The organism is Monashia sp. HAY1-2A (assembly GCF_056755315.1).
Genome location: NZ_JBNDHY010000067.1, coordinates 1 through 23,696, shown reverse-complemented (window position 1 = coordinate 23,696; position 23,696 = coordinate 1). Strand labels below are relative to the sequence as shown.

General features: G+C 66.3%; 17 protein-coding genes. 9 read left to right on the top strand and 8 right to left on the bottom strand.

Annotation, left to right across the window (positions count from 1 at the left end; all coding sequences use genetic code 11):
* Positions 1–114: 114 nt before the first annotated feature.
* The 3 genes from ACPYOM_RS11765 to ACPYOM_RS11755 all read right to left on the bottom strand — a co-directional run bounded on the left by ACPYOM_RS11765 (position 115) and on the right by ACPYOM_RS11755 (position 3,055).
* Positions 115–372 (bottom strand): helix-turn-helix domain-containing protein, encoded by a 258-nt coding sequence (locus ACPYOM_RS11765; RefSeq protein WP_481346084.1) that lies wholly within the window; start codon positions 370–372, stop codon positions 115–117.
* A 377-nt stretch (positions 373–749) separates the two neighbouring features.
* A complete protein-coding gene (locus ACPYOM_RS11760) occupies positions 750–1,649 on the bottom strand; it encodes a GlxA family transcriptional regulator (protein WP_481346083.1) in 900 nt (299 codons plus the stop codon).
* 677 nt (positions 1,650–2,326) lie between these two features.
* Positions 2,327–3,055, bottom strand: coding sequence for a histidine phosphatase family protein (locus ACPYOM_RS11755; RefSeq protein ID WP_481346082.1), 729 nt, complete (start codon positions 3,053–3,055; stop codon positions 2,327–2,329).
* Between the two features lie 544 nt (positions 3,056–3,599).
* Between ACPYOM_RS11755 and ACPYOM_RS11750 the strand changes: the two genes are divergently transcribed.
* The 4 genes from ACPYOM_RS11750 to nadE all read left to right on the top strand — a co-directional run bounded on the left by ACPYOM_RS11750 (position 3,600) and on the right by nadE (position 10,158).
* Positions 3,600–4,334 carry an ABC transporter ATP-binding protein gene (locus ACPYOM_RS11750; RefSeq protein WP_481346081.1) on the top strand — a complete coding sequence of 245 codons (735 nt, stop codon included), beginning with the start codon at positions 3,600–3,602 and terminating at the stop codon, positions 4,332–4,334.
* Between the two features lie 38 nt (positions 4,335–4,372).
* Positions 4,373–6,787 carry an FtsX-like permease family protein gene (locus ACPYOM_RS11745; protein WP_481346080.1) on the top strand — a complete coding sequence of 805 codons (2,415 nt, stop codon included), beginning with the start codon at positions 4,373–4,375 and terminating at the stop codon, positions 6,785–6,787.
* A gap of 233 nt (positions 6,788–7,020) precedes the next feature.
* Complete coding sequence (locus tag ACPYOM_RS11740; protein ID WP_481346079.1) at positions 7,021–8,979, top strand: transketolase; 1,959 nt, start codon at positions 7,021–7,023, stop codon at positions 8,977–8,979.
* Between the two features lie 324 nt (positions 8,980–9,303).
* Positions 9,304–10,158, top strand: coding sequence for an ammonia-dependent NAD(+) synthetase (nadE, locus tag ACPYOM_RS11735; protein WP_481346078.1), 855 nt, complete (start codon positions 9,304–9,306; stop codon positions 10,156–10,158).
* A 248-nt stretch (positions 10,159–10,406) separates the two neighbouring features.
* On the opposite strand, the gene ACPYOM_RS11730 is transcribed toward nadE, so the two are convergent.
* The 5 genes from ACPYOM_RS11730 to ACPYOM_RS11710 are packed head-to-tail and all read right to left on the bottom strand — an operon-like array spanning position 10,407 to position 15,762.
* Positions 10,407–11,231: an ABC transporter ATP-binding protein gene (locus ACPYOM_RS11730; protein WP_481346077.1), complete on the bottom strand. Its 825-nt coding sequence runs from the start codon at positions 11,229–11,231 to the stop codon at positions 10,407–10,409.
* Positions 11,228–12,328, bottom strand: coding sequence for an ABC transporter ATP-binding protein (locus ACPYOM_RS11725; RefSeq protein ID WP_481346076.1), 1,101 nt, complete (start codon positions 12,326–12,328; stop codon positions 11,228–11,230). Before ACPYOM_RS11725 ends, ACPYOM_RS11730 begins: the two co-directional genes overlap by 4 nt.
* Before the next feature lie 8 nt (positions 12,329–12,336).
* Entirely contained in the window at positions 12,337–13,206 is an 870-nt protein-coding gene (locus ACPYOM_RS11720) for an ABC transporter permease (protein WP_481346075.1), read from the bottom strand.
* Positions 13,203–14,138: an ABC transporter permease gene (locus tag ACPYOM_RS11715; RefSeq protein ID WP_481346074.1), complete on the bottom strand. Its 936-nt coding sequence runs from the start codon at positions 14,136–14,138 to the stop codon at positions 13,203–13,205. Before ACPYOM_RS11715 ends, ACPYOM_RS11720 begins: the two co-directional genes overlap by 4 nt.
* 58 nt (positions 14,139–14,196) lie before the next feature.
* On the bottom strand, positions 14,197–15,762 hold the full coding sequence (locus ACPYOM_RS11710) for an ABC transporter substrate-binding protein (protein ID WP_481346073.1): 1,566 nt from the start codon (positions 15,760–15,762) through the stop codon (positions 14,197–14,199).
* Between the two features lie 594 nt (positions 15,763–16,356).
* Here ACPYOM_RS11710 and ACPYOM_RS11705 point away from each other — a divergent pair.
* The 5 genes from ACPYOM_RS11705 to ACPYOM_RS11685 all read left to right on the top strand — a co-directional run bounded on the left by ACPYOM_RS11705 (position 16,357) and on the right by ACPYOM_RS11685 (position 23,656).
* Complete coding sequence (locus ACPYOM_RS11705) at positions 16,357–16,821, top strand: RidA family protein (RefSeq protein ID WP_481346072.1); 465 nt, start codon at positions 16,357–16,359, stop codon at positions 16,819–16,821.
* The gene (locus tag ACPYOM_RS11700) at positions 16,818–17,594 is read left to right on the top strand and encodes a hypothetical protein (RefSeq protein ID WP_481346071.1); all 777 of its coding nucleotides are present in this window, start codon (positions 16,818–16,820) and stop codon (positions 17,592–17,594) included. Before ACPYOM_RS11705 ends, ACPYOM_RS11700 begins: the two co-directional genes overlap by 4 nt.
* A complete protein-coding gene (locus ACPYOM_RS11695) occupies positions 17,591–21,115 on the top strand; it encodes an indolepyruvate ferredoxin oxidoreductase family protein (protein WP_481346070.1) in 3,525 nt (1,174 codons plus the stop codon). The genes ACPYOM_RS11700 and ACPYOM_RS11695 overlap by 4 nt, the downstream gene beginning before the upstream one ends.
* Before the next feature lie 1,042 nt (positions 21,116–22,157).
* The gene (locus tag ACPYOM_RS11690) at positions 22,158–22,277 is read left to right on the top strand and encodes an NAD(P)H-dependent oxidoreductase (RefSeq protein ID WP_481346085.1); all 120 of its coding nucleotides are present in this window, start codon (positions 22,158–22,160) and stop codon (positions 22,275–22,277) included.
* A gap of 533 nt (positions 22,278–22,810) precedes the next feature.
* Positions 22,811–23,656, top strand: a complete 846-nt coding sequence (locus tag ACPYOM_RS11685) for a M55 family metallopeptidase (protein WP_481346069.1) — start codon at positions 22,811–22,813, stop codon at positions 23,654–23,656.
* The last annotated feature ends 40 nt before the right edge of the window (positions 23,657–23,696 follow it).

The following is a 23,696-nucleotide window of genomic DNA, read 5'->3' as shown; positions in this document are numbered from 1 at the left end:
GTCCGCGGCCGGCTGAAGTTCGGCAGCGCCACCACCGGCGCCCCGTTCGCCAGCCTGGTCATCATCTACCGCGGCCACCCCGTGGTCGAGGAGGTCGAAGCGGCCGCGGAGCGGTCAGCCGAGGTCGTCGCGGCCTGGCCAGAGGGTGACGTCCAGGACGTCCTCGAGCTTGGCGACGGTGACCGAGTCCGGCCAGGTCCGCCCAGCGAGCAGGTCCTGGACGGTGGAGCGCGACAGGTCCGCCGCGCGGCAGGGGGCCGGCAGGCTGCGACCCGCCAGCGCCTGCCGAAGGTTGAGGGCCACGCCGCGCGCGTAGCGGACTGCGACCGGCTTCCCGCGCCGGACCCGGGCGTCGAGCAAGAGGCCGAGCACGTGGTCCGCCGGACAGCACGGGCGCACGAGAAATCGGGCCTCAGGCCTGCTGGTCGACGCCGAGGTCAGCAGCATGCCACCGCTCTCGCGCCCTGGCCTGACATGAAGGGTGCTTGCGCGTTCCAGCACAGCGCTGATGAGGCCCGAAGGTGTCGCAGGCTCTGGATGCCGACCTCCTCCAGCACAGCCAGTGCCGCATCGGCCCGGCCGGTGGCCCAATCACCGTGAGGGAAGGGTACATGCCATTGCGCCGGCTCAGCTGAGCCGGCGCAATGGCGGGAGAGCGCCACCGGTGAGGGGGAACCGGTAGCAGCAAGGTTCTTACGGCCCGGGCTCTGAACAAAGGTCGCCGTCACGCGGGAGACGACGTCCAGTCATCACACGGCTACAGCCTTCCCGCTGCGGAACTCTCGCCGGTAGTCCGATGGCGTCATACCGCTGAGGCGACGGAAGTGCATCCGGAATGAGGCAGCCGTCGGGAATCCACACTTGAAGCCGATCTGCTCCACCGGCACGCGCGTGCCCTCGAGCAGCCGCCGCGCTTCCTTCAGTCGCTCGTTCAGCAGCCACTGCCACGGGCTCATCCCGGTCTCTGCGCGGAACACTCGCGTGAACTGGCGGCGGCTCATGATCGCCCGCGCAGCAAGTAGGTCCAGCGGCAGCGGCTCGTGCAGGTGCTCGATCATCCACGCCCGCAGGTGAGTCAGACTCGTGTCCGGGTCGGCTGGCAGCGGCCGGTCGACGACCTGCACCAGGTCGCCTGCTCGAAGAGGGGCCGCCACTGCCACCTGCGCGATGTGCCGGGCTGCTTCCACACCAAGGTCTCGACGGATCAGCTCGACGTGCAGGTCGATCGCGGCCGCGAAGCCCGCGCTGGTGAACAGGGCGCCGTCCTCCACGTAGAGCGCGTTGACCACACGAGCGGCAGGGAAGGTTGCCTGCAGCAGCTCGGTGTAGCGCCAGTGGGTCGTCACGCTCCGTCCGTCGAGCAGGCCGGCAGCTCCGAGGGTGAAGACACCCGTGCCGAGTCCCACCAGTCGCGCCCCGCGAGAGGACGCCTGCGTCAGGGCTTCCAGCACCTGCGTCGAGGCCGGGACCGGGCCCATTCCCCCGGCCACCACGATGGTGTCGGCACGGCTCAGCTGTTCAAGGCCGCGAGACACGGTCAGGTTGAACGATTCGCACAGTCGAAGAGCGCCAGGTTCCAGGGCAGAAACCTGCACGTTGTACGGCCACGCTGGGTCCACGCCGCCAAAGGAGTACAGCTGCGCGGTCAACGCAACATCCAGCGGCAGAACGCCAGGTTGCGCCAGGACAACGACCTGGTGCTGCCGCGTGGCCAGTCCGTTCTCCGAGGTAAGGCTCCCGCCTATCGCCGGCACGGCGGTGACCGGAAAGCCCGATGGCGCAGGGCCTGATGGCGCCAGAACGCCCCTTGCCTTCCGTAGATAAGAAACGACGGGCGTTTCGTCGACTGGTTGGTAACTCGCAGAACCCAACATGACAACTCCACAATGTGCTGATCAGCCTCAGCGTGAGGCTTTCCTTCCCTGACCGGAGACCGGTACCGGTCATTTGAGAATGTCTGCTGGAGCGTTTTTCGACATCACGCAGGTTCGTGTTTGTTCCAACCAGATTTCCGACGGAATGCAACCTCGAAACACCCGACGGCATGGGCACCGCGCTGGCCGAATCACGCGTTCACGTGATGCGGTTCCAGCGCTCCACGTGATAGCCGACCTAGCGGACTCGTTGCGGAACGGTGAGCAGGGCCGCTCCCCAGTTGCTGGCCTGCGCGGACGGGCTCGTGAGCCGTGAGCCGCCTACCAACACCGCCCTGCAGTCGTCACGGCCGTCGATGGCGTCGGCCGGGCAGGGGTGCTCCCGCTCCCGCCAGCAAGGATCCGGCTCGTACCGAACGGCTGGCGGAGCGCAAGCTCGCGGCCCGCCTGGCTCACGCGGTCGTGACGTCGGGGCTGGACAGACTCGGCTCGGACATGCCGTCTTGCGCCCGGAGGTCGGCGTAGGTCTCGAGCGTGTAGCCCCCCGCCCGCCGGACATACCTCGTCAGGGACCCGTTCGGTATCGGGTTGTCGCGGTCGATGTCGAGCAGGTCACGCTCGGGCAGCCGTTCAAGGACCGCACGGAAGGCCATGACAGTGGCGCGATGAGAGAAGACCCAGACCCGCTCCGCGTCGTGGCTCTGGCCAAGGTCGCCCAGGAAGCTTCGGACCCGAAGGATCACGTCAGCCCAGCTCTCCCCGCCCGGGGGACGGTAGTAGTACTTCCCCAGCTGCAGCCGTCGGTTTCTTTCATGGGGAAAGCGGGCCAGCATGCCGGCGCGAGTGACACCGTCGAACGCCCCGAGCTCGCGTTCGCGCAGGCGCTCGTCGTTGTAGGCGAGCAGACCTGTCTGGCGAACGGTCGGCGCTGCGGTTTGCCGCGCCCGCCGGTACGGCGAGGTGAACACCATGCTGGGACGCCAGTCGGGATCGGCGGTGCTGACCCAGGCAGCCAGAGCCTCGGCCTGGTGAAGACCTCGTGCTGACAGGGCCACATCGGCATCGCGGATGCCCAGCCCCAGCTCGGCAGCGCCCGAGGCCTCAGCCCGCTCCTCGGCAATGTTCCCCACGCTCTCCCCGTGACGTACCAGGGTGATGCTGGCTGGACCGATTTCCCTCATGTGGCTCACCTTTCGCCTTTCGCACATCCGGTCCTCAGGCGCGCGCAGTGCGCCTTTCCCAGCCCGGTTCTTGATGATGGCTCCGGGTACCAGGGCACCTGTTTATGACTCAGGTGCAGCCCGGAACTCGGTCACGATGCCGCGCATCGGCCCTGCAGCGCATCGGGCCATCCGGCCATTCGCGTTCGATATCGGGCCTTGCCGCGGGTACCGCGCACCCCCTTCTGCCCCCGATAACGGCGGTGTCCCCAAATCAGCCTTCCGTGGCCCACCTCGAGGTGTCTCAGGTCGCCCACGCACCTGTCTCATGGTGGAGCCGCTCTTCCACACAGACACGAAGGCAGTTAGAAATGGGAGACATTTCACCGCCCCCTAAGCACCGAGCCCTGGCGGGCGTGATGTGGGTGGTGCTCACTCTGGGCGCCGCCACCAACGCGATCGGTCCGATGACTGGGATCAGTGAGGCGATCACGCTGCCCGCCGGAGTGGTCGCGCTCGTGTGCGTCGTCGGCCTCATCGTCATCGCTGTACAGCGCCACCGGTCATGAACATCGTCGAGCTACACAACGTCACCAAGCGCTACGGCACCCTGACAGCGCTGGACGAGGTCACGTTCGACATCCCCGCAGGACGCTTTCTGGCCATCATGGGGCCGTCAGGGTCAGGCAAGAGCACCCTTTTGAACTGTGCCGCCGGACTCGACTCCCCCACCTCGGGGGAGGTCAAGCTCGCCGGTTCGGACATCACCACGATGCGGCAGACCGAGCGCACGCTCTACCGCCGCCAGCACGCGGGCTTCGTGTTCCAGGCGTACAACTTCCTGCCCGGGATGACGATCCGTCAGAACATCCTGCTGCCACTCAGGCTGGCCCACACCAAACCGGACAAGCGCTGGATCGACCAACTGATCGACCGCGTCGGACTTTCAGACCTGCTCGACCACCGCCCCCAGGAGCTGTCCGGCGGTCAACAGCAGCGAGCGGCCGTGGTCCGCGCCCTTGCGGCGCGACCGAAGGTCGTTTTCGCTGACGAGCCGACGGGCGCCCTGGACCTGCGCAACAGGCAGGACGTCCTCGCGCTGCTGCGCGACGTGGTCGTCGAACTCGGCCAGACCGTGGTCATGGTCACCCACGACCCGACTGCTGCCGCGGACGCCCATGACGTGTTGGTCATGGCTGACGGACGCCCCGTCGACCTGCTCACCGGCGCTTCGGCCGACGTGCTGGCAACCCGGCTGGCCGACCTCGGCGCCCGCGTCGCCGCGGGAACCACGGCGTGACCCGGTCCTTCGTCGGTACCGCGGGCCGAGGTGCCGCCGTGGTCATCTTCTTGACGGTGGTCGGCGGATGCGCACTGCTGTGCGCTGGTGGCGTCCTGCTCCAGTCGGCTTTCCAGGCGGGGACAGCGCCTGAGCGGCTCAAGCGTGCTGACGTCGTCGTCACCGCACAACAGGCAGTCGCTCAGGACGGCGACCTGTCAGTCCCCTTGCCGGAACGTGCGCCCGTCCCGGCGAGGTTGCGCACCCAGTTGGAGAAGCTGCCCCACGTCACGGCATCGATCGCAGACGTGTCCTTCCCCGCCGCGGTGCACGACTTCCGGGTCGAAAATCCGGGGCAGGCCGGGCACGGCTGGTCCTCCACGCAGCTGCTGGCGGAAACGCACCTGAGCGGCCGGTCACCTCGAAGCCCGGCTGAGGTCGTGCTGCATGAATCCACCACCATCTGGCGCCCCGGCCAACGCATCGCCGCCGTCGTTGCAGGCCAGGCCAAGACGTTGACGGTCACCGGCATCCTGACCGGCGGCTGCCAGGACGCAGCCCTCTGCGGTCTCTACTTCTCCGACGCGTGGGCCGCACAGCTGGCCGGCCGTACGTCAGGCCCGAAAGCCGACACCGTCGATCTCATCGCATTGCAGACCGCCGGCGACCCCGAAGCGTTGGCCCGCACGGTCGAACGCGCCGTTGGCGACCGCTACACCGTCGTCAGCGGACAGCGCATCGGTGAAGCAGAGCTCGTCGGCGTCCGGGTGGCCCGCGGCTTCCTCCTGATCCTGGCCAGCTCGTTCTCCGGTGTCATGGTGCTCATCATCGGCTTCACCGCAGCCGGTGCCCTCAGTGTGTCGGTGGCCGGGCAACGACGAGACCTTGCCCTGCTGCTAGCGGTGGGCGCCACCCCACGCCAAGTTCGCGGCGTCATCGCCGGCCAGGCCATGAAGAGCGCGCTCGCGGCCGTCATCCCCAGCACCGCGCTGGGATACCTCCTGGCAGAACGGTTCGGACACCTGCTTGCCGACCAAGGCGTCCTTCCGCCCCGGATGACGATGGCCCTGGGTCCACTGCCGGGCATCGCGGCCGCGGTCGTCATCGTAGGCACGGTGCGCTTCGCCGCATGGGTCGCTTCGTCAAGCGCCTCACACCTGTCCCCGGTCGCGGCCATCAACGAAGGCGAGGTCGAGCGAACGCCGCCATCCCAGCGCCGGTTCATGGCCGGGCTACTGACGATGGTGGCCTCCTTGCCGGCAGCCGCGGTACCCGTCCTGGTCACGGGACCTGACCGAGCCGCAGGCACCGGAGTCGCCGGCCTGCTCGAGGTGGTCGCACTGGCGCTCGCCGGACCAACGCTGTTGAGATTGCTCACTGCAGCCCTCGTCGAACGCTTCTCCGCGCGGATGCCGGTCCTGACCTGGACGGCGATCGTGAACATTCGAGAGCATGCACTTCAGTCCGGCGGAGCGATCAGTGCACTGAGCATGGTGGTCGTGTTCGGGCTCACCTCGGTGATGGCCAACACGACCGTATCCTCAGCCGCTGCAAACGAACTGCAGTCGGCGGTCGGTGCCGACGTCGCGTACGTGGCGCCACGGTTGGGTGGCGTACCGGTCGAGGTGGCGAACACGCTGAGCTCAGCGCCCGGAGTCACCTCTGCTGTCCCGGTGGTGACGACCACAGTACTTTCGCCCTACCGAGTGAGCGGCAAGAACCGCGCGAAGGCGGCCCCGGCCTTGGGCCTTGGCCCAGGCGCCGCCCGCGTGCTTGACCTGGGCGTGAGCAGCGGCAGCGTTGACCGGCTCACTGGTGCGACAGTCGCCGTCGCCGACGGGGTCGCGCGGGTGGGCGACTCGAAGAGCCTCATTCTCGGAGATGGTGCCCCCGTGACAGCCACAGTCGTCGCCACATACCGCAGGCAGCTCGGGTTCGGACCGGTCGTCGTGTCCCGCGACCTGCTGGAGGGCCACACCAGCTCCGCCCTGGACAGTCTGGTCCTGGTGACGTTGCGACCGGGCGCCCACGCTCCCCCACCTCCGCCGGGAACCGAACGAGTTCCGGCCGCCACCTTCATGCAGTCACCTCAGACGAACGCCCAGTCATGGGTGAACTTCGCGGTCCTGGCCGTCCTCTTCGGGTACGTCCTGATCTCGGTCACCAACCGTCTCGTGGTCACGATGACGAAGCGTCGACGAGAGCTGACCACGCTTCAGCTGGTGGGCGCCACTGCCCAACAGGTTGTTCGCATCGTGCGCGTAGAAGCTGCCGTGCTGGCCGGTTGCGCCGTCTGTGGCGGACTTGTGCTGGCGGCAGTGCCTCTCACCTTCGTGGGCATCAGCTACCTGGGCCGGCCGTGGGCATCGGGCCCCCTGTGGTTGGCGCCCGCCATCGCCCTGCTCGTCCTCAGCATCACGTGGGCCGCCTACGAGCTGCCCGCTCGACGGCTTCTCGCGCGCCCGTTCGGCTGAACGTCCACAGCGATGCAGCGATGCCCGCGCGTTCCAGGGGTGCGTCCCGCAGCGGCCAACACCGACGGGCCCAGCCGGACCAGGCGGGCCCGGATCGAGTGGCCTGTGGCCCGCAGCGTCCTGTCACTGTCCCTTTCCACCATGCGACGGTTCCCTTCGCCGCGCAGTCGCTGGTGGCCCGAAGTCCGTTGAAGCCTGACCATCCCGAACGCGTGGCACCGAGGAGAAACACGATGCACGACCACATGAACAAAGCCCAGCACTGGTCCGACCTGAGGCAGGTGCGCGACCTGGCCCGCGAGCTGCGGATCGACTCGATCCGCATGAGCACCCAAGCAGGCTCGGGACATCCGACCTCGAGCCTGTCATCGGCCGACATCGCCGCGGCCCTGCTCGCTCGCCACCTGCGCTATGACTGGGACAACCCCGCCGACCCCGCCAACGACTACATCATCTTCTCCAAGGGGCACGCCTCACCGCTGCTCTATGCGATGTTCAAGGCCGCGGGGGTGGTCACCGACGAGACGCTGATGTCGCAGTACCGCCAGCCCGGCACCCCTTGGCAGGGCCACCCCACGCCGGCCTTGCCGTGGGTGCCGGTGGCGACCGGCTCACTGGGCCAAGGGCTTCCCGACGCAGTCGGCATCGCCTTGGCCGGGCAGTACCTGGAAGGCTCCCCCAGGCATGTGTGGGTGCTCTGCGGGGACAGCGAGCTCGCCGAAGGGTCCATGTGGGAGGCGCTCGACACCGCAGGCTCAATGAAGCTGGCGGGCCTGACCGCGATCGTCGATGTCAACCGTCTCGGGATGCGCGGACCGACGCGTCTTCAGTGGGACCTTCCCACGTTGGCAGCCCGCGTTGAAGCGTTCGGTTGCCACCCGATGGTGGTGGACGGTCACGACCTCGCGTCCCTTGACGGTGCGTTGGCGGCGGCGCGAAAGGCGCACACAGCGACAGTCATCCTCGCTCGCACGATCAAGGGGCGCGGCGTTCCCGACCTGGAGAACATCAACGGCTGGCACGGCAAACCACTGCCGGCGGACCTCGCTGCCACGGCGATCGAGCGGCTGCGGCGCGAGGACGACCCGGCCGGTGCGACCCACGTTCTGGCCGACATCGACCCGCCGCCACTGGCTGACTTCGTGCCCGACCCGGTGGCCAGGCCCTCTGGGGCCGTCGAGGCGCCCGCCCCGTCGCCGCTGCCCCGGTATGAGGTGGGCCGAGCCGTTGCCACTCGAACCGCATACGGTGAGGCCCTCGCAGCGCTCGGCTCTGACCCGCGGATCGTGGTCGTCGACGCTGAGGTGGGCAACTCCACGCATGCCGACCGTTTCCACGAGCGCTACCCGGACAGGTACTTCGACGTGTACACGGCCGAGCAGCAGATGATCGCGGCGTGCATCGGTCTCAGCGTGCGCGGGTTCGTCCCGTTCGCTGCCACCTTCGGGGCCTTCCTCACGCGCGCGCACGACTTCCTGCGGATGGCCGCCGTGTCCCAGGCGAACATCCGTGTAGCCGGTTCACACGCCGGCGTCGAGATCGGCCCCGACGGATCGTCCCAGATGGCCCTGGAAGACCTCGCGATGATGCGCGCAATCCACGGCTCGACCGTCCTGTATCCCAGCGACGCCGCCAGCACCGTCAAGCTCGTCGAGCAGATGGTCAACCGCGCCGGCGTGGTCTACATGCGCACCACCCGCGGCGCCTACCCGGTGCTGTACGACGACTGCGAGGAGTTCCCGGTCGGCGGTTCGAAGACGCTGATGACCTCAGGACCTGCCGACATGGTCACGATCGTCGCGGCAGGAGCCACCGTCTACACCTGCCTGGAGGCCGCTCGCCAGCTCGCCGATCGGCCACTTCCGGTCCCTGTGCGCCTTATCGACTTGTACTCCGTCAAGCCGATCGACCAAGATGGCCTGCTCGAGGCAGTCGGCGCCACCAGTGGCCGCCTCGTCGTCGTGGAGGACCACCACCCGGAGGGCGGCATCGGGGAGGCCGTGCTGTCGGCCATCGCGACAGCCCCTTATCCAGTGTTCATGGAGCACCTCGCCGTTCGAAACCTCCCCACGTCGGGAGAACCGGCCCAGCTCCTGGCTGAGGCTGGGATCGATGCAGACCACGTGTCCAGTGCCGTCGACCGGGTTCTGCGCCGAGTCCCCACCGAGCGGAAATGGAGCCTGACCCGGTAGGCGCACGACTTGGCATCGGTATCGCGTGTGTGCGGCAGCCGTCTCGGCATCACTGTGCAAGGGCCGGCTTGGGCCCCGAGCCGATCGCCGTTTTCGGGTGCAGGACAACGCGGTACACCGCCGGACGCGTCCGACTGGCGAGCTGGGTCTGGGACGAGCCTGCTCCGTAAGCCATTACTGGTAAAGCGCACCGGCGGCGCCAGCAGCCCCGCCGCGTACCGGCCGCGGCGCAATCCTGCTGCACCTCGATGCGGCGCAGCCATTCTGGAGGAGATCACTACCCTGACCGTCGATGGTCCCATCCCGACAGCGAGGAGGACTGACATGCCGCCGCCGACCAGCCACCAGCACGCCGACGCACAAAGCCGGCGCAGGCTCACTCGAGACGAGATCGCCCGCGCCTTGAGCGTCAACGCCTCCGGACCGTTCGATGCCGCCGAGCAGGCCCGGGCCCGCCTCGACTTCCTCGAGCAGTACCTGCGCACCTCCGGCGCCACCGGCTATGTCCTGGGCCTCAGCGGCGGCGTCGACTCGACCACGACCGGCCGGCTCGCGCAGCTCGCGTGCACCCGCGCAGGCAAGACGTTCACCGCCGTCCGGCTGCCCTACGGGGCACAGGCCGACGAGGCCGACGCACAAGCGGCGCTGGCCTTCATCGACCCGGACGACGTCGTCACTGTCAACATCAAGAGCACCGTCGACGCGCTGCACGCCGCGGCGACCCCGGCCGGCGGGTACGTCGACACAGCCGCGGCCGACCTCGTCAAGGGCAACATCAAAGCCCGGATCCGCATGAGCGCCCAGTACGCCCTCGCCAGCGCGCGCGGCGCGCTCGTCCTTGGCACTGACCATGCGGCCGAGGCCGTAATGGGCTTCTTCACGAAATTCGGCGACGGCGCCGCAGACGTCGCGCCCCTCAGTGGTCTGACGAAGCGGCAGGTGCGCGCCGTCGCCAAGCATGTCGGCGTCCCGGACGCGCTCGTGGACAAGACGCCAACCGCGGACCTGGAGGACGAGCGTCCCGGCCTGCCGGACGAGGTTGTCTACGGGGTCACGTACGCGCAGATCGACGCCTACCTCGAGGGTGAGCCGGTCGACGCGGCCGCGGCGGCAACGATCGAGCGCGCGTACGCCGCGACAGCGCACAAGCGGGCACTGCCCGTGACTCCCAACGACTGAACGCCACTCCAGCTCAAGCGTTCCCCGGCGGCCGTGCAGCAAAGATCAGGTGGCTCGTTCTGTCAGAGCCGCCATCGTGAGGCGCGCCTCGAGGCCCACGGCGAGAGCCGGTGTTACCAGCGCTCGCTCCGATGGCTGGTGAAGCGGTGGGAGTCCAGCGTGTCTCACTTCGCTGGGGTGATGCGGAGTTCGGGGGGAACAGGTCACGGTGGTGCTGGCCGCGCCGGCACCGGCACCGGCCGCGGAGATCACGTGGTCGCGCGGCCGTGCAGCCGTGGGATGGCGGCGAGAAGTGCCTTGGTGTAGTCCTGCTTGGGGTGTGCATAGAGGTCGGCACACGGCTGCTCCTCGACGATTCGCCCCAGGTGGATGACAGCTACCCGGTCGCAGAGCGTCCGAACGATGGACAGATCGTGCGAGATAAAGAGGATCGACAGTCCGACGTCCCGTCGAAGATCGGCCAGCAGATTGACGACCCCGGCCTGCACCGAGACATCTAACGCAGCGACTGCCTCATCTGCGACGAGCAATCGGGGTCCGGCCGACAAGGCCCGAGCGATGGCGACCCTCTGACGCTGACCGCCCGACATGCCAGCCGGCTGGGAGTCCAAGACAGCCGACGGCAGCGCCACGAGGTCGAGCAGCTCGAGACACCGTCGTTCCACCTCCTGGCCACGCAGGGTGGTGTGTCGGCGCACCATCTCCGAGAGCGTGCCGCGGATCGACATCCGGGGGTCAAGTGAGCCGTAGGGATCCTGGAAGACCATCTGCATCCCGCTCCGCTGGGCGATGGTCCGGCGACCGGCGAGGTCCTCCCCCATGAAGCTGATGACGCCCGAGTCAAGTGGCTGCAGCCCCACGACCGCCCGGGCGATCGTCGACTTGCCGGACCCCGACTCGCCCACGAGACCGACGACCTCGCCGCTCCCGACCGACAGCGACGCATGGTCGACCGCAGTGAAGGGTTCCCCTCCTCGCTTCGACGGGAAGGTTACGACCAGGTCGCGACAGTCCAGCAGCGGCGCCTGACCGTCGACCGCCGGGCTGTCCCCCCTTCGCGCAATGCCGATCATCGCAGTACCTCCGCTGGAGAGGGGTCGATGACCCCGTTGGTTGCCGAGCCCCGGCCGAAGGGGTGCAGGCACTGCACCACCACCTCCGGGCCCACTCCGACGTCCGGCACCGGTCCCTGCCGGCAGTCGTCCTGCACCCGGTCGCAGCGGGCAGCGAAGGGGCAGCCGGCCGGCCGGTTCTGCGGGGTGGGGGCGCTACCCGGGATGGTTCGCAACCGCTGTTCCAGATGTTCGATGTCCGGTGTGGACTGGAGGAGGGCGCGCGTGTAGGGGTGGAAGGGTTCGCCGATGGCGGCGCCAAGGTCCTGGCGCGACTCCATGACCTTCCCGGAGTAGAGCACCGTGAGGGAGTCGCACAGCTCCGCCACGACGCCCAGGTCGTGCGTCACGTAGAGCAGGGCGGCGTCCAGCTCGTCGCGCACGTGCCTGAAGAGGGCGAGGATCTGCGCCTGCACGGTGACGTCCAGCGCCGTAGTTGGCTCATCGCAGAGGATGAGCTGCGGGTTGCCTGCAACTGCGGCGGCGATCATGACGCGTTGCCGCATGCCGCCTGACAGCTCGAACGGGTAGCTGCCGAGACGCTCGCCGGGGTTCCTGATGCCGACCAGGTCCATCAGCTCGATGGCTCGGCGACGCGCGGTCCGCCGCGACATCCCGTCTCGTCGGCGCACGGCATCGACGATCTGCTCGCCCACCGTTGTGACGGGGTTGAGGGCCACCGATGGCTCTTGGAAGATCATCGAGATGCCGGTACCGCGCAGTTGCTGCAGGCGCGGGGAGACGGTTGATGGTGCGCCGTCAGCCGCGCCCGCGACGATCTCCTCACCACGGAACAGGATCCGGCCCGACTCGACATACACCGTGGGCGGCAGAATGCCCATGACGGCTCGCAGGGTCATGCTCTTTCCCGAGCCCGACTCCCCCACGAAACCCCGGGCCTCGCCCGCCCGCACCGTGAACGAGACGTCGTCGAGGATGCGCGGGGCGCCGGCACCGCGCCCGAGTGTGAGCGTGAGGCCCTCTACCTCGAGGATTGCAGCAGCGTCCATGCTTCGGGGGCCGTCCGTCACCATTGCCGGGGTCCTGTTCTCGGGCATGGGGGCCATCACCGCTCGATCCGCAGGACGTGTGCCAGGCCCTCGCCGACGAGCGAGAGCGCAAGACTGGTGAGAACCACCGCGGCGGCGGGGAAGAGGGTGAGGCCGTAGTAGCCCGCCGCCAGGAACTGCTGACCGTCGGCCATCATCGCGCCCCAGTCAGGGGTCGGCGGCACAATGCCGAGACCGAAGTAGCTCAGCGTCACGATCACGCCGACGTTCATGACGATGTCGCTCATGGCGTAGACGACTGCTTGGGTGAGGACGTTGGGGGCGATGTGCCGCAGGAGGATTCGCGGTGTCGCAATTCCACCGACCTGGCAGGCCGACACGAACTCCGTATTGCGAACCACCATGGTCTCTGCGCGCACGATGCGGGCGTACGCGACCCAGGACACGGCGGTGATGGCGATGAAGATGGTCCACACGCCACCGCCCAGCACGAACACCAGAGAGATGACGAGGATGAAGAACGGGAAGGCGGTGACGATGTCGGCTACGCGCATGACAATGACGTCGAACCACCCGCCGACGTAGCCGCAGATGATTCCGACGGCTAGACCGATCGCGAACGGCGCCAGCACCGCGACGCTGGCCAGCGTGAGGTCGCTGCGGGCGCCGTAGAGCACCCGGGAGAATATGTCGCGACCGAGGTTGTCCGTGCCGAACAGGTGGGTCCCCGACGGGGGCAGCAGTGCGTGCACCGGATCCGGCTCGATGGGGTCCCAACGGGTCAGGGCGGGGGCCGCGATGGCCAGGGCCACGATGACGCCGAGGATGAGCAGCCCGACCACGAGTGCCGTGTTGCTCCGAGCCACCCCGGAGGGAAGGGTCAGCCGGGTTCGCACGGATGGCGTCAGAGCCGTTGACTCACTCATGCCAGCCTCGCTCTCGGATCCAGTCGTGCGTACGTCAGGTCCGTGAGCAGGTAGACGACGACGACGAGCAGCCCGAAGACCAACGTGCAGCCCTGCACGACGAGGTAGTCGCGGTTGAGGATGCCGCTCATGAGCATCGAGCCCATCCCCGGAATGGCGAAGACCTGCTCCACGACCAGCGCTCCGCTGGCCAGGGCGCCGACCTGGATGCCGAGGATGCTGACGCCTGAGATGCCGGCGTTGCGCAGCACGTACCGGGTCCGGACAACCCTCTCGGGAAGACCCTTGGAGCGAGCGAAGGCGACGTACTCACTCGTGAGCGACTCGGCCATCGCCGCACGAAGACCCCGGACCAGGAGGGGCACGATGCTGAGCGCGATGGTCAGGGCCGGAAGCACGAGCGCGACCGCACGCCCCCCGAGTGAGGAGGGGTACCCACCGGCCGGGAAGATGGCGACCTTGACGCCAAGGAAGAGCAGCAGCAGCCCCCCGACGAGGAAGGTGGGTGCGCCCTGCAGCACGGCGTTGAGCGCTCTCGTGACATGCTCGGCCACGCCTCCGCGGCCGGATGCCGCCGCGGAGGCCAGGGGCACGGCGATCACGACCGCGAACAGGGCCCCGAGCAGCATCAGCGCGACAGTGACCGGGAGTCGTTGTTCGAGCAGTGCGGAGACAGGCGACCGGAAGTACAGGGACCGGCCGAGATCGCCCCTGACGGCGCCGCCCAGATAGCTGACGTACTGCGACCACAGGCTCTGGTCCAGGCCCCACTGGTGGCGCAGTGCGTCGACCGTCGCCTGGGTCGCCTTGTCGCCCAGCGCTGTTCGGGCCGGGTCACCCGGCGAGAGGCGCATCAGCACGAACGAGATCGTGATGACGCCCACCACCACCGGGACCGCCAGCAATAGGCGGCGGGCCAACCAGCGTGTCATCTATTCATCGCCCCAATTCGCTCGACCTGGAGGACCGCACGAGGCCCACGCAACCTGCTCATGGCGCGAGCGACACGTTCTTGAGGAAGTAGTTCCCGGTCGCCCCCGGGTGGAAGCCCTGCACCTTCTTCGAGTATGAGTAGACCGAGGGCGCGTAGTAGAGCGGTACATCAGGGACCTGGTCGAGGACGATTTCCTGCATCCGGTCGTAGAACTTCTTACGACGGGCTTGGTTTTCATCCGCACTCGCAGCGTTCGCAAGCTTTGTGAGCTCGTCGCTTGTGAAGAACGTGTAGAGCAACTTCGAGCCACCGGTGTCGACCCCGGCGAATCGCGCGATCTCATCGGGGTCGATGACGTCGGTGGTGTACCAACCGAGGCCCATGTCATAATTGCCCGCCTTCTTTGCGTCGCGCAGAGCCGAGGGGTCCAGCGTCTGCAGGGTCACCTGGACGCCGATCTTGGCGAGGTTCGACTGGATGAGTTGGGCGATGCTGTTGCTGTTTTGGTTTCCGGCGGCCGTCACGAGCGTGGTCTTGAAACCTTCCGGGTAGGCCGACTTCGCCAAGGTGGCCTGGGCAGCGGCGACGTCGAAGGTCGGTCCTGCGGCTGTGGAGTGTCCCCACGTCGCGGGTGAAAGGAACGTCGTGGCGGTCTGGCCGCTTCCGAACAGCACGGCAGACCGGATCGCTTCCTTGTCGATGGCCTGCGCGACCGCCCGACGCACATTGACGTCGTCGAAGGGCTTCTTGCTGGTGTTCATGCCCAGATAGTCGACCTCGCTGGAGGGGAACGGGTCGACGCTCACCGAGGGCTGCGCCTGCAGACCCTTGATCGTCGAGTACGGCGGGTACTCGTTGATCTGGATCTGGCCCCCGGCCAGCTGTGTCGAGCGGGTGTTGCTGTCGGCGACCACCGTGAAGGTCACCGAGTCAAGCTTGGGCTTTCCGGAGTCCCAGTACTTCCGGTTCCTCACGAGCTTGAGTTCACTGCCCTTAGTCCAGTGGTCGAAGGCGAACGGACCGGAACCGATGGGCGCAGCCGCGAATTCCTCTGCGGACTTGCCGCCGTACTTGTCGGGGACGATCGAATTTGCGAACAGGGCCATGGTCGATGGAAGGGGCGACCATGGCACCTTGGTAGTGAAGACGACGGTGTTGGCGTCGGGCGTCTTGATGTCGCTGATGACGGTGTCCAGGAAGTTGAACGGGGCCTCCGCTCTGCGATTCTGGTCGATCGAGAACTTCACGTCGGCTGAGGTGACGGGCTGCCCGTTGCTGAAGGTCACTCCCTTTCTCAGAGTGAAGGTCCAGCTGAGCTTGTCGGCTGACTGCACCCACTTCGTAGCCAGTGATGGCTGCAGGTTCAGGCCGTCGGTGGACGGCACCAAGAGGGTGTCGTAGATCTCCTCCATGGTCCAGATCGAGGCGTTGTCCGTGGGCACAGAGGGAAGGAGGCTGGTCGGCTCGTCGGCACGGGCCATGACGAGGTCACCGCCCGCCGGAGCGGCAGTACCATCCACGCCAGCGGCGTTGACAGTGCCACCCGAACCGGAGGAGCAGGCGGCCAGCGCGAGCAGGCTAGTGGTCGCAGTGATGCACAGGGCTTTGCGGGAAGGCCGCACAGGGGTTCCTCTCTGTCTACGCCCCGGTCCGCAGCCGCCCGTCCAGAACGGCCGCCGGGGCCCGGAGTGCAAGGTAGGCAAGCGAGGGAGCCGCCGTGTTGGTCTGGGCCACAATTCCTGCCTCGTGAGTTGATTGAGGCCGACAGTTCCTGCCCGCCCGTTACTCGTTACTTTGAGCACGGCTGCGACCAACCGGAGGCGGCACGGGAGTAGCACGAGAACGCGAGGGCGCCATGTCAAGCGAGCATCAGTTGGTACCTTGGCCGCCGTTGTCAAAGCACACAGCGCTTCGGGCATCGGCCAGGCTCCCCGCAGAGTTGCGTCTCGCCGCCCCCGTCGTCCAAGTCCTATGGGTTCTGCGTGGTCGGGGCTCGGCAGAGCGCACGAGCCGCGTTGTGCGAGGCACTGATGCTGGTCCCGGGCACATGCACACACCCTCCCCGCTGCTGAGCCGCCCCCACATGAAGAGTTACTCGGCAATTGCGGGGCCTACGGCTTGGAGCTCGTCTAGATCGTCAATGGTTCCGACGGCACCAGCCTCGTCGCCTACTTCAAGCGCCCCAAGTCCTAAGTCAGATCCTGAGGAGCCACCGCATGTCTGCTGTTGAAGACCGCCTGTCCGAGCTCGGCCTCACCATTCCCGAGGTCGTGCCGCCCGTCGCCGTCTACGTCTCCGTGGTCCATGAGGGCGACCTCGTCTTCACTTCGGGGCAGCTGCCCATGGTCAACGGGGCCCTACCCGCGACCGGCAAGGTGGGCGCCGAGGTCGACGCCGAGGCCGCCAGGTCGCTCGCCGAGATGTGCGCCCTCAACGCGATCGCCGCGATCAAGTCGGAGATCGGTGACCTCGACGCGGTGACCCGCGTTGTCAAGGTCGTCGGCTTCGTCGCGTCCGACCCGTCGTTCACCGGCCAGCCCGGCGTCATCAACGGGGCCAGCGAGCTGTTCGTGAAGGCGTTCGGGGCCAAGGGGATACACGCCCGGTCCGCGGTCGGCGTCGCGGCGCTGCCGCTGGACGCGCCGGTCGAGGTCGAGGCCATCGTCTCCGTCGCGAAGTGAGCTCCATGGGCCGCCGGTTCCCCCTCACGACCACGCCGGGCTTCTCCCACGCGGCCACGCGCCGCATCGACCGCCTCACCGCCGCGCAAGCGGCGCACAGTCTGGGTGAGCAGCTCCAAGCTGCAGAACACGAGGAACGGGTCGACTGCCGGGACCATGAGACGGGACTTCGCGCCAACACCGCCGTCCACGAAACAACGCCGGGAGAGGCCCTTTGTGGGACACGCATGTACGACTGCCGGTGGGAGGCGGACACCTTGTGTGATGCGCTTCCTGTCTGGCGCGGCACGGCCTTCAAAGCGGCGGAGAACATGGACCTCGGAGGCAGCAAGTCGGTGATCGTTGTTCCTCGGGCAATCAAGAGGCGTGATCTCTTGCCGCGCTACGGCCGCTCCGTGGAAGCACTTGCGGGCCACTACGCAGCTGGCGTTTTCGGGACGACTGCCACTAATGATGTCGACCTCATGCGGCCTTCAACCGAATTTGTCGTCGGCTCGAACAGTGGCTGGGGTGATAACGGCCTGTCCACCGCGCAGGGTGTCTTCTGGGAGATGCAGGCAGGAGCGTGCGACAACTTCGGCTCCGGCGGACTCGTCCAAGTGGGCAGCGAGCTTATAGATACGAATGACCAAGGAGTCGATCTGCGAATGGCTGGAATTGATGCCAGGGTTACACATGATCTTGCAGAGGATCGTGGCTCGAACACGGCCGAAGCTTCCGACCGCATCGTTCGCGGGCGTCGACGCTGTGGACGCCGTGGGGTGGCCTCGTGAGCAAGGTCGTCAAGTCGCTGAACGTCGATGTATCGACTGCCGGCTATTCGCTGAAGGACAGGTTCGTATCGGGTGGGCCCACCTCCGTCATGACGGGAGTCCAGGCAATCGCCAGGCTTTTAGTGGAGAACGCAACGCTCGACCGCCGCCAAGGTGTGCGCACCGGAACGTTTGTGTCGGGATATCCAGGAAGCCCTCTAGGCGGACTTGATCAGTTGCTTCTCGGCATGCCGGACGTCCTGGCCGATCTCGACATCAAGTTTGTGCCAGGGCTCAACGAAGAACTTGCCGCAACCGCCGTTTGGGGCAGCCAATCTCCTGTGACACTGGACACGTCACGATATGAAGGCGTCACCGGAATCTGGTTCGCCAAAGGGCCTGGGCTAGACAGGGCAACCGATGCTCTGCGCCACGCAAACATGTATGGAGTGCACCCGAGCGGGGGGATCCTGCTGATCGTCGGTGACGATCCTGCGGCGAAGTCTTCGACGGTGCCAGCGGTGAGCGAGCGATCGTTGGCCGCCCTAGGTATCCCCGTGCTATTTCCCCGGAACGCTGGCGAGATCGTGAGTCTTGGGCTTCATGGAATCCGCCTCTCAAGAGCGAGTGGGTGTGTCGTTGCCATGAAGGTGGTCGCAGATGTGGCTGATGGCAGCTGGGCCGTCACTGCTCAGGCAGCAGGCGCCGACATTCCTGACATCAGCGTTGAATGGAACGGCTCCCTGTACGAGTACAGACAGCTTCCCTTGGAGCTGAAGCCCGGTGCGATCGTGGCCGCAGAAGCGGCGCTTTTCGGGCCGCGGTCCGCTGTAGTGAACGCCTACAGCCACCGAGCAGAATTGAATCCGGTAACGGTCGCCCCTGACGACGCTTCCTTCGGCATCGTCGCGTCGGGGAGTTGCTACGACTCGATGCGGCAGGCACTCGAAGACCTCGGGGTGACTGATGAGGACTTGAAGCTCGCGGGCGTTAGAGTCCTCAAGTTGGGGATGATGTGGCCGGTAGAGCCGGCCACGCTAAACGAATTCGCCCGAGGTCTCACTGAAATCTTGGTCGTTGAGGACAAGACGCCGTTCATCGAATCGGCGATCCGTGAGCAGTTGTACGGCCGCCCCGGCGCGCCGATTGTACTGGGCAAACGCGACACGCAAAATGCCGTTCTCATTCCCGTTGAGGGCGAACTCACCGCCGGTCGGCTGCTCTCGCCGCTGCGGCGCGTCCTCGGGGACCGCCTTGAGGTCGCACGGCCGTTGCCTGGTCGTATTGACCTACCGCTTCTCGAGACTTCTCGCACGCCGTACTTCTGCAGTGGCTGCCCTCATAACAGGTCGACGGCCGTCCCCGAAGGATCGCTTGCGGGCGGCGGGATCGGCTGTCATACGTTGGTGACCGCGTCGCAGCGCACCGACAGCGCGGTTGTTGGACTCACGCAGATGGGTGGGGAAGGCGCACAGTGGATCGGTCAGTCCTGGTTCAGTCACGCCAACCACATCTTTCAAAACGTCGGAGACGGCACCTACTTCCATTCCGCCCAGCTTGCGGTGCAGGCCAGCATCGCGGCTGGCACAAACATCACCTACAAGCTGCTCTATAACGATGTCGTTGCCATGACAGGAGCTCAGGATCCACAGGGAGCTCTTGGGGTCGAAGCACTCGTTCGCAAATTGTTGCTCGAGGGGGTCGTACGCGTCATCATCTGTGCCGATGAGCCCCAGAAGTATCGGCGGGCTCGCCTTCCGCGGGGGACGGTTGTCTGGCACCGTGATCGCCTTGACGAGGCGCAGCGATCGCTGCGGGAGGTCACGGGTGTAACCGTTTTGATCTATGACCAGCACTGCGCCGCTGATGCACGGCGGCAGCGAAAGCGGGGAAAGCTCCCACGGCGCAATGTGCGTGTCGTGATCAACGAGGCGGTGTGTGAAGGTTGTGGTGACTGTGGAGTCAAGAGCAACTGCCTTTCCGTCCAACCGGTTGAGACGGATTTTGGCCGCAAGACCCGGATTGACCAGTCGTCCTGCAACACGGACTACAGCTGCCTCGACGGCGACTGCCCGTCGTTCGTTGCTGTAGAGGTGGACCCCAATGCGCAAACGAAGCGTATTGTCGCGGAACCGCCGCAAATCCCGGAACCCCCGGACATCCGCATCCACCGGACGTACAACATTTTCATGGCGGGTATCGGCGGTACCGGAATCGTCACGGTGAACCAGGTACTTGCAGCCGCAGCGCTTACCGCTGGCTTCGAGGTCGAATCCCTCGATCAAGTCGGAATGAGCCAAAAGGCCGGGCCCGTGACGGGTCACCTGCGCTTCTCCCGCGGCCGGTTGGAGCCAGCGAACCGGCTCACCCCCGGTAGCGCCGACTGTCTCTTGGGGTTCGATTTGCTGACCCTCGCCGAGGGAAAGAATCTCGACTTCGGCGACCCGAGAGTCACCACCGCGGCTGTTTCGACAAGCCGAACACCCACCGGCGCAATGGTCTACGACCGAGACGTCACTCACCCCGACGAGGCCGAACTCTTGGCTCGTGTTGCAACAGTGACGCGCCATGTCCGCACCGTGGACATGCTCGAAGCCGCACGTCAACTGTTTAGCGACACCTCGGCTGCAAACTTCATCCTGGTCGGTATTGCCTATCAGTCGGGGTGGCTACCGATTCCCGCTGCAGCGATCGAAACTGCGATCAAGCTCAACGGGGTTTCCGTCGAGAGCAACGTTCGCGCCTTTCGGTGGGGACGTGTCGCGGTCGCGGATCCCGAGGTGTTCGCGCGGGCAACCGTGCGGAGCAGCCGGGGGCATCGCCGACCGGCGCTGACCGATTCTTTGGATCTTCGGATCGAAACACTCGAGGCGGAGGTGGGAAACCTAGTGCGGCGCCGCGCTGAGGAGCTCGTACTCTTTCAGGGCGTCCGTGCGAGTGCGGCCTACGTAGACTTGGTGGTCCGCGCGAGTGCGGCCGAGGCTGCTTTCACGAGCAAGACGCACTTCGCCGAAGCTGTGGCAAGGAACCTCTTTAAGCTGATGGCCTACAAGGACGAGTACGAAGTCGCCAGACTCTTGACTGATGCTGAGTTCGTCGCCGATTTGACGGCGGAGTTCCCGGCCGGCTCGAAAGTCTCGTACAAGCTTCACCCGCCAGTCCTTCGGGCGATTGGACGCCGAAGCAAGATTTCGTTCGGACCGCGCTCACACGTAGTCCTGCGAGTGCTGGCACGGGGGAAGTTTCTTCGGGGAACGCGCTTCGATCCGTTCGGCTACGCCCACGTGCGCCGAGTGGAGCGTGCGCTGGTACGGAATTATGTTGATTTCGTCCAGCATGAAGTCGAGACGCTGAGCCCTGAGTCATATACCCATGCAGTTCGCGTGGCCTTATTGCCTGACCAGGTTCGTGGTTACGAGCAGGTCAAGCTCGGCTCTGTGAAGCGGTACGTCTCAGAACTCCAATCGCTCGGGGTGCCGACCGACGATCTGCGCAAGTTGTTGGGTGCTGATATCCCACATGCTGGCGGTAAGCCGCGTTGAACCAATGGCCATCCGAAGTTGCCTCGGTGGCGGATGGGTGCCGAGGTCAAGATGACCGCAGACCTTCGTGCGGCCACTGCCCGGCGCGGCTCTGCGCGGTCACCAACGGCGCGAGATCCGGCTCCCGGTGGAACGCCTGGGGGGCGTCGGAAGAGTCCGATCCTTGGAATAGGCTTCGCCAACAACATCCTTGCGCCTAACTTCCACTTCAAACCTTTGGTCGACTTGTACCGCCGAAGGTTCGCGCACCACCAACACGGGAGCGCTGAGCAGGCCATCGTCGGGCTGGGCGGTCATGCGTTCATCGCCCGCCGGTCGCAGGACGCAGTCTCTGCCTTCCGCCCCTTCTTCGAGAACAACCACATCTATGGATGTCAGGGCGTCTCGAGGACTACATGGCCGGGACCCTATGAGTGTGGGCAGTCCACACGAAGTCATCGACAAGACGATGAGCTTTCGCACCGGCTTCGGTGACTACCAGAGGCAGCTGTGGAATCTCGATGCTGCCGGTCTACCGCTGGGGACAGTCCTAGACCAGATCGAACTGCTGGCTAGCGAAGTCGTCCCGTTCTCCGCGTGGAGATGGCCAAGGGCCGTGACGCCGGCGCCGCTGAAGCCCCAGGCCATGCTGGCCTCGTGCGCGCAACCTATGGCAGTCAGCCTGCGCGTCAGCCGGTCCCAGCCGCCAACCGCGGTGACAACCTCACTGGCCCGTCCCGTTACCGGGATGCGGCCCCGGCCGATCAGGGCTGAGAGAGCACGTCGTGGACTCCCCCAAGGAGGCTCCCTCCCCCCAGTGCAGGTAGTGCTGCTCAGCGCCGGAGTGAGCAACCCCTCGTCCTCGCGGCTGCTCACCGACCGGTTGTCAGCACACGTGGACGACGCATGACGACCGACGATTGCTCAGTGATGGCGATGGCTGTTGAGCTCGGACCCCTGGCCGTCGATGTGGCCAACATGCTCGTCGGAGGGCTGGCAAGCCTCTCGTTGAGCGCAGTCTTCCAAGTCCCGTCCAGGGCAGACATCATCTCGCTGAACACCGATCTACAAAGCCGGCATCAGCGGGCTCTTCGAGTCCTTCCTCGACACACTGGACAAAGACCTGCTGGTCGGAAAGGTCGTGGCGCTGACCGCGACAGCCGGCACCGCGCGGCATGCCTAGTGGTCGATGACCACCTTCGTCCCCTCTTCGCCTTCATGCGCGCGGTCACCGTGCCGACGGCCGTGTTCGCCGCAGCGGAGGACTGGGCCGACCCTGCACTGACAAGCCGTCTACGCCGTGCCGTCCGGGAAGTGACCGCTTTGCATCGACCCAGCCTGGCCAGCGAGGTCCACGCCCACTCCTGGAGCGCGTACGAGCACTCTTACACGACGGCTCAGGCGCAGCATCGCGGTCCCGGTGCAGAGCTCGACTTCGACACTCCCCTCATGCGCCTGGCGGCTGGAGGACCATGAGCGCCCCCGGCGACGCGACTGTGCGTGGTTGGCTCCGCGAGGACCTGCTGGCCCAGCGCCAGGCGACACCTGCGGAGATCGGCCGCATCGCCACGTCGAACCCCAGTCAATGAGCCTCTCGACTGAACGTCTCTCTGTCCGATGGAACAAATGACGAGTCGAGAGTTCTCCTGATGGACCGACCCGGCCGGTGCTGGCACCCATCACAGTCACCTCATTCATCGACGAGCCGGAGGCAACGTGAAGGTCTACATCTCTGTTGACATGGAGGGCGTTGGCGGCATCGCCACCTACGACCAAGTGGTCCGCGGCGGCCACGGCTACCCGCTCGCGCAGCGTCGAATGACTGCCGAGGCAAACGCAGCCATCGACGGTGCCCTCGCGGGAGGTGCCTCCGAGGTTCTCGTCAGCGACAGCCACGGCACGATGGACAACCTCCTGCAGGAAGAGCTCGACCCGCGGGCGCGCCTAATCTTCGGTTCACCACGCGGGTTCTGCATGGCCGAAGGCCTCGATGAGTCCTTCGACTTGGCCATGTTCGTCGGCTACCACGCGCCCGCAGGTTCGATCGGCGTCCTGGCGCACACCTTCTCCGCGCACTTCGCTGCCGTCCGCGTCAACGGCACCAACGCCTCTGAGGCGTCCGTCAACGCACTGTTTGCCGCAAGCAGGCGTGTCCCCGTCGGCCTGCTGACCGGAGATGACGTCATCTGCGCGATCGCCGAACGGTCGCTGCCCAGCGTGCTGACTGTCCCCGTGAAGCGGTCCCATGGATTTTCTGCCGCGGACAGTCTCGCGCCAGTCGTCGCCTGCGCACGTATCCGGGAAGCTGCCCGCAAAGCCGTGGAAAGGGCCGAGCAGCGTCATCTGCTGACCCTTCCTGACTCGCTCCATCTCGAGATTGACTTGCCCAACGCGACAGCGGCCGAGCTGGCAAGCGGTATCCCCGGTGTACAGCGGGTCAACGAGCGCACCATCGGTCGCGAGGTCGCCTCGGCGGATGAGCTCCTCGGGCTCATCATGGTCAGCTACAACCTGGCCCAGGTGAGCTTCTCGAGCGTGCTGTCCCTGATCAATCGCAAATGAGCACTTCAGAATGGTGACGCCACTGAGACAGTGGTGGAAC

Bases quoted from the DNA above. Each gene is read 5' to 3' on its own strand.
- ACPYOM_RS11755 (WP_481346082.1), bottom strand. From the start codon at position 3,055: ATGAGGGAAATCGGTCCAGCCAGCATCACCCTGGTACGTCACGGGGAG.
- ACPYOM_RS11750 (WP_481346081.1), top strand. From the start codon at position 3,600: ATGAACATCGTCGAGCTACACAACGTCACCAAGCGCTACGGCACCCTG.
- ACPYOM_RS11740 (WP_481346079.1), top strand. From the start codon at position 7,021: ATGCACGACCACATGAACAAAGCCCAGCACTGGTCCGACCTGAGGCAG.
- nadE (WP_481346078.1), top strand. From the start codon at position 9,304: ATGCCGCCGCCGACCAGCCACCAGCACGCCGACGCACAAAGCCGGCGC.
- ACPYOM_RS11730 (WP_481346077.1), bottom strand. From the start codon at position 11,231: ATGATCGGCATTGCGCGAAGGGGGGACAGCCCGGCGGTCGACGGTCAG.
- ACPYOM_RS11725 (WP_481346076.1), bottom strand. From the start codon at position 12,328: ATGCCCGAGAACAGGACCCCGGCAATGGTGACGGACGGCCCCCGAAGC.
- ACPYOM_RS11720 (WP_481346075.1), bottom strand. From the start codon at position 13,206: ATGAGTGAGTCAACGGCTCTGACGCCATCCGTGCGAACCCGGCTGACC.
- ACPYOM_RS11715 (WP_481346074.1), bottom strand. From the start codon at position 14,138: ATGACACGCTGGTTGGCCCGCCGCCTATTGCTGGCGGTCCCGGTGGTG.
- ACPYOM_RS11705 (WP_481346072.1), top strand. From the start codon at position 16,357: ATGTCTGCTGTTGAAGACCGCCTGTCCGAGCTCGGCCTCACCATTCCC.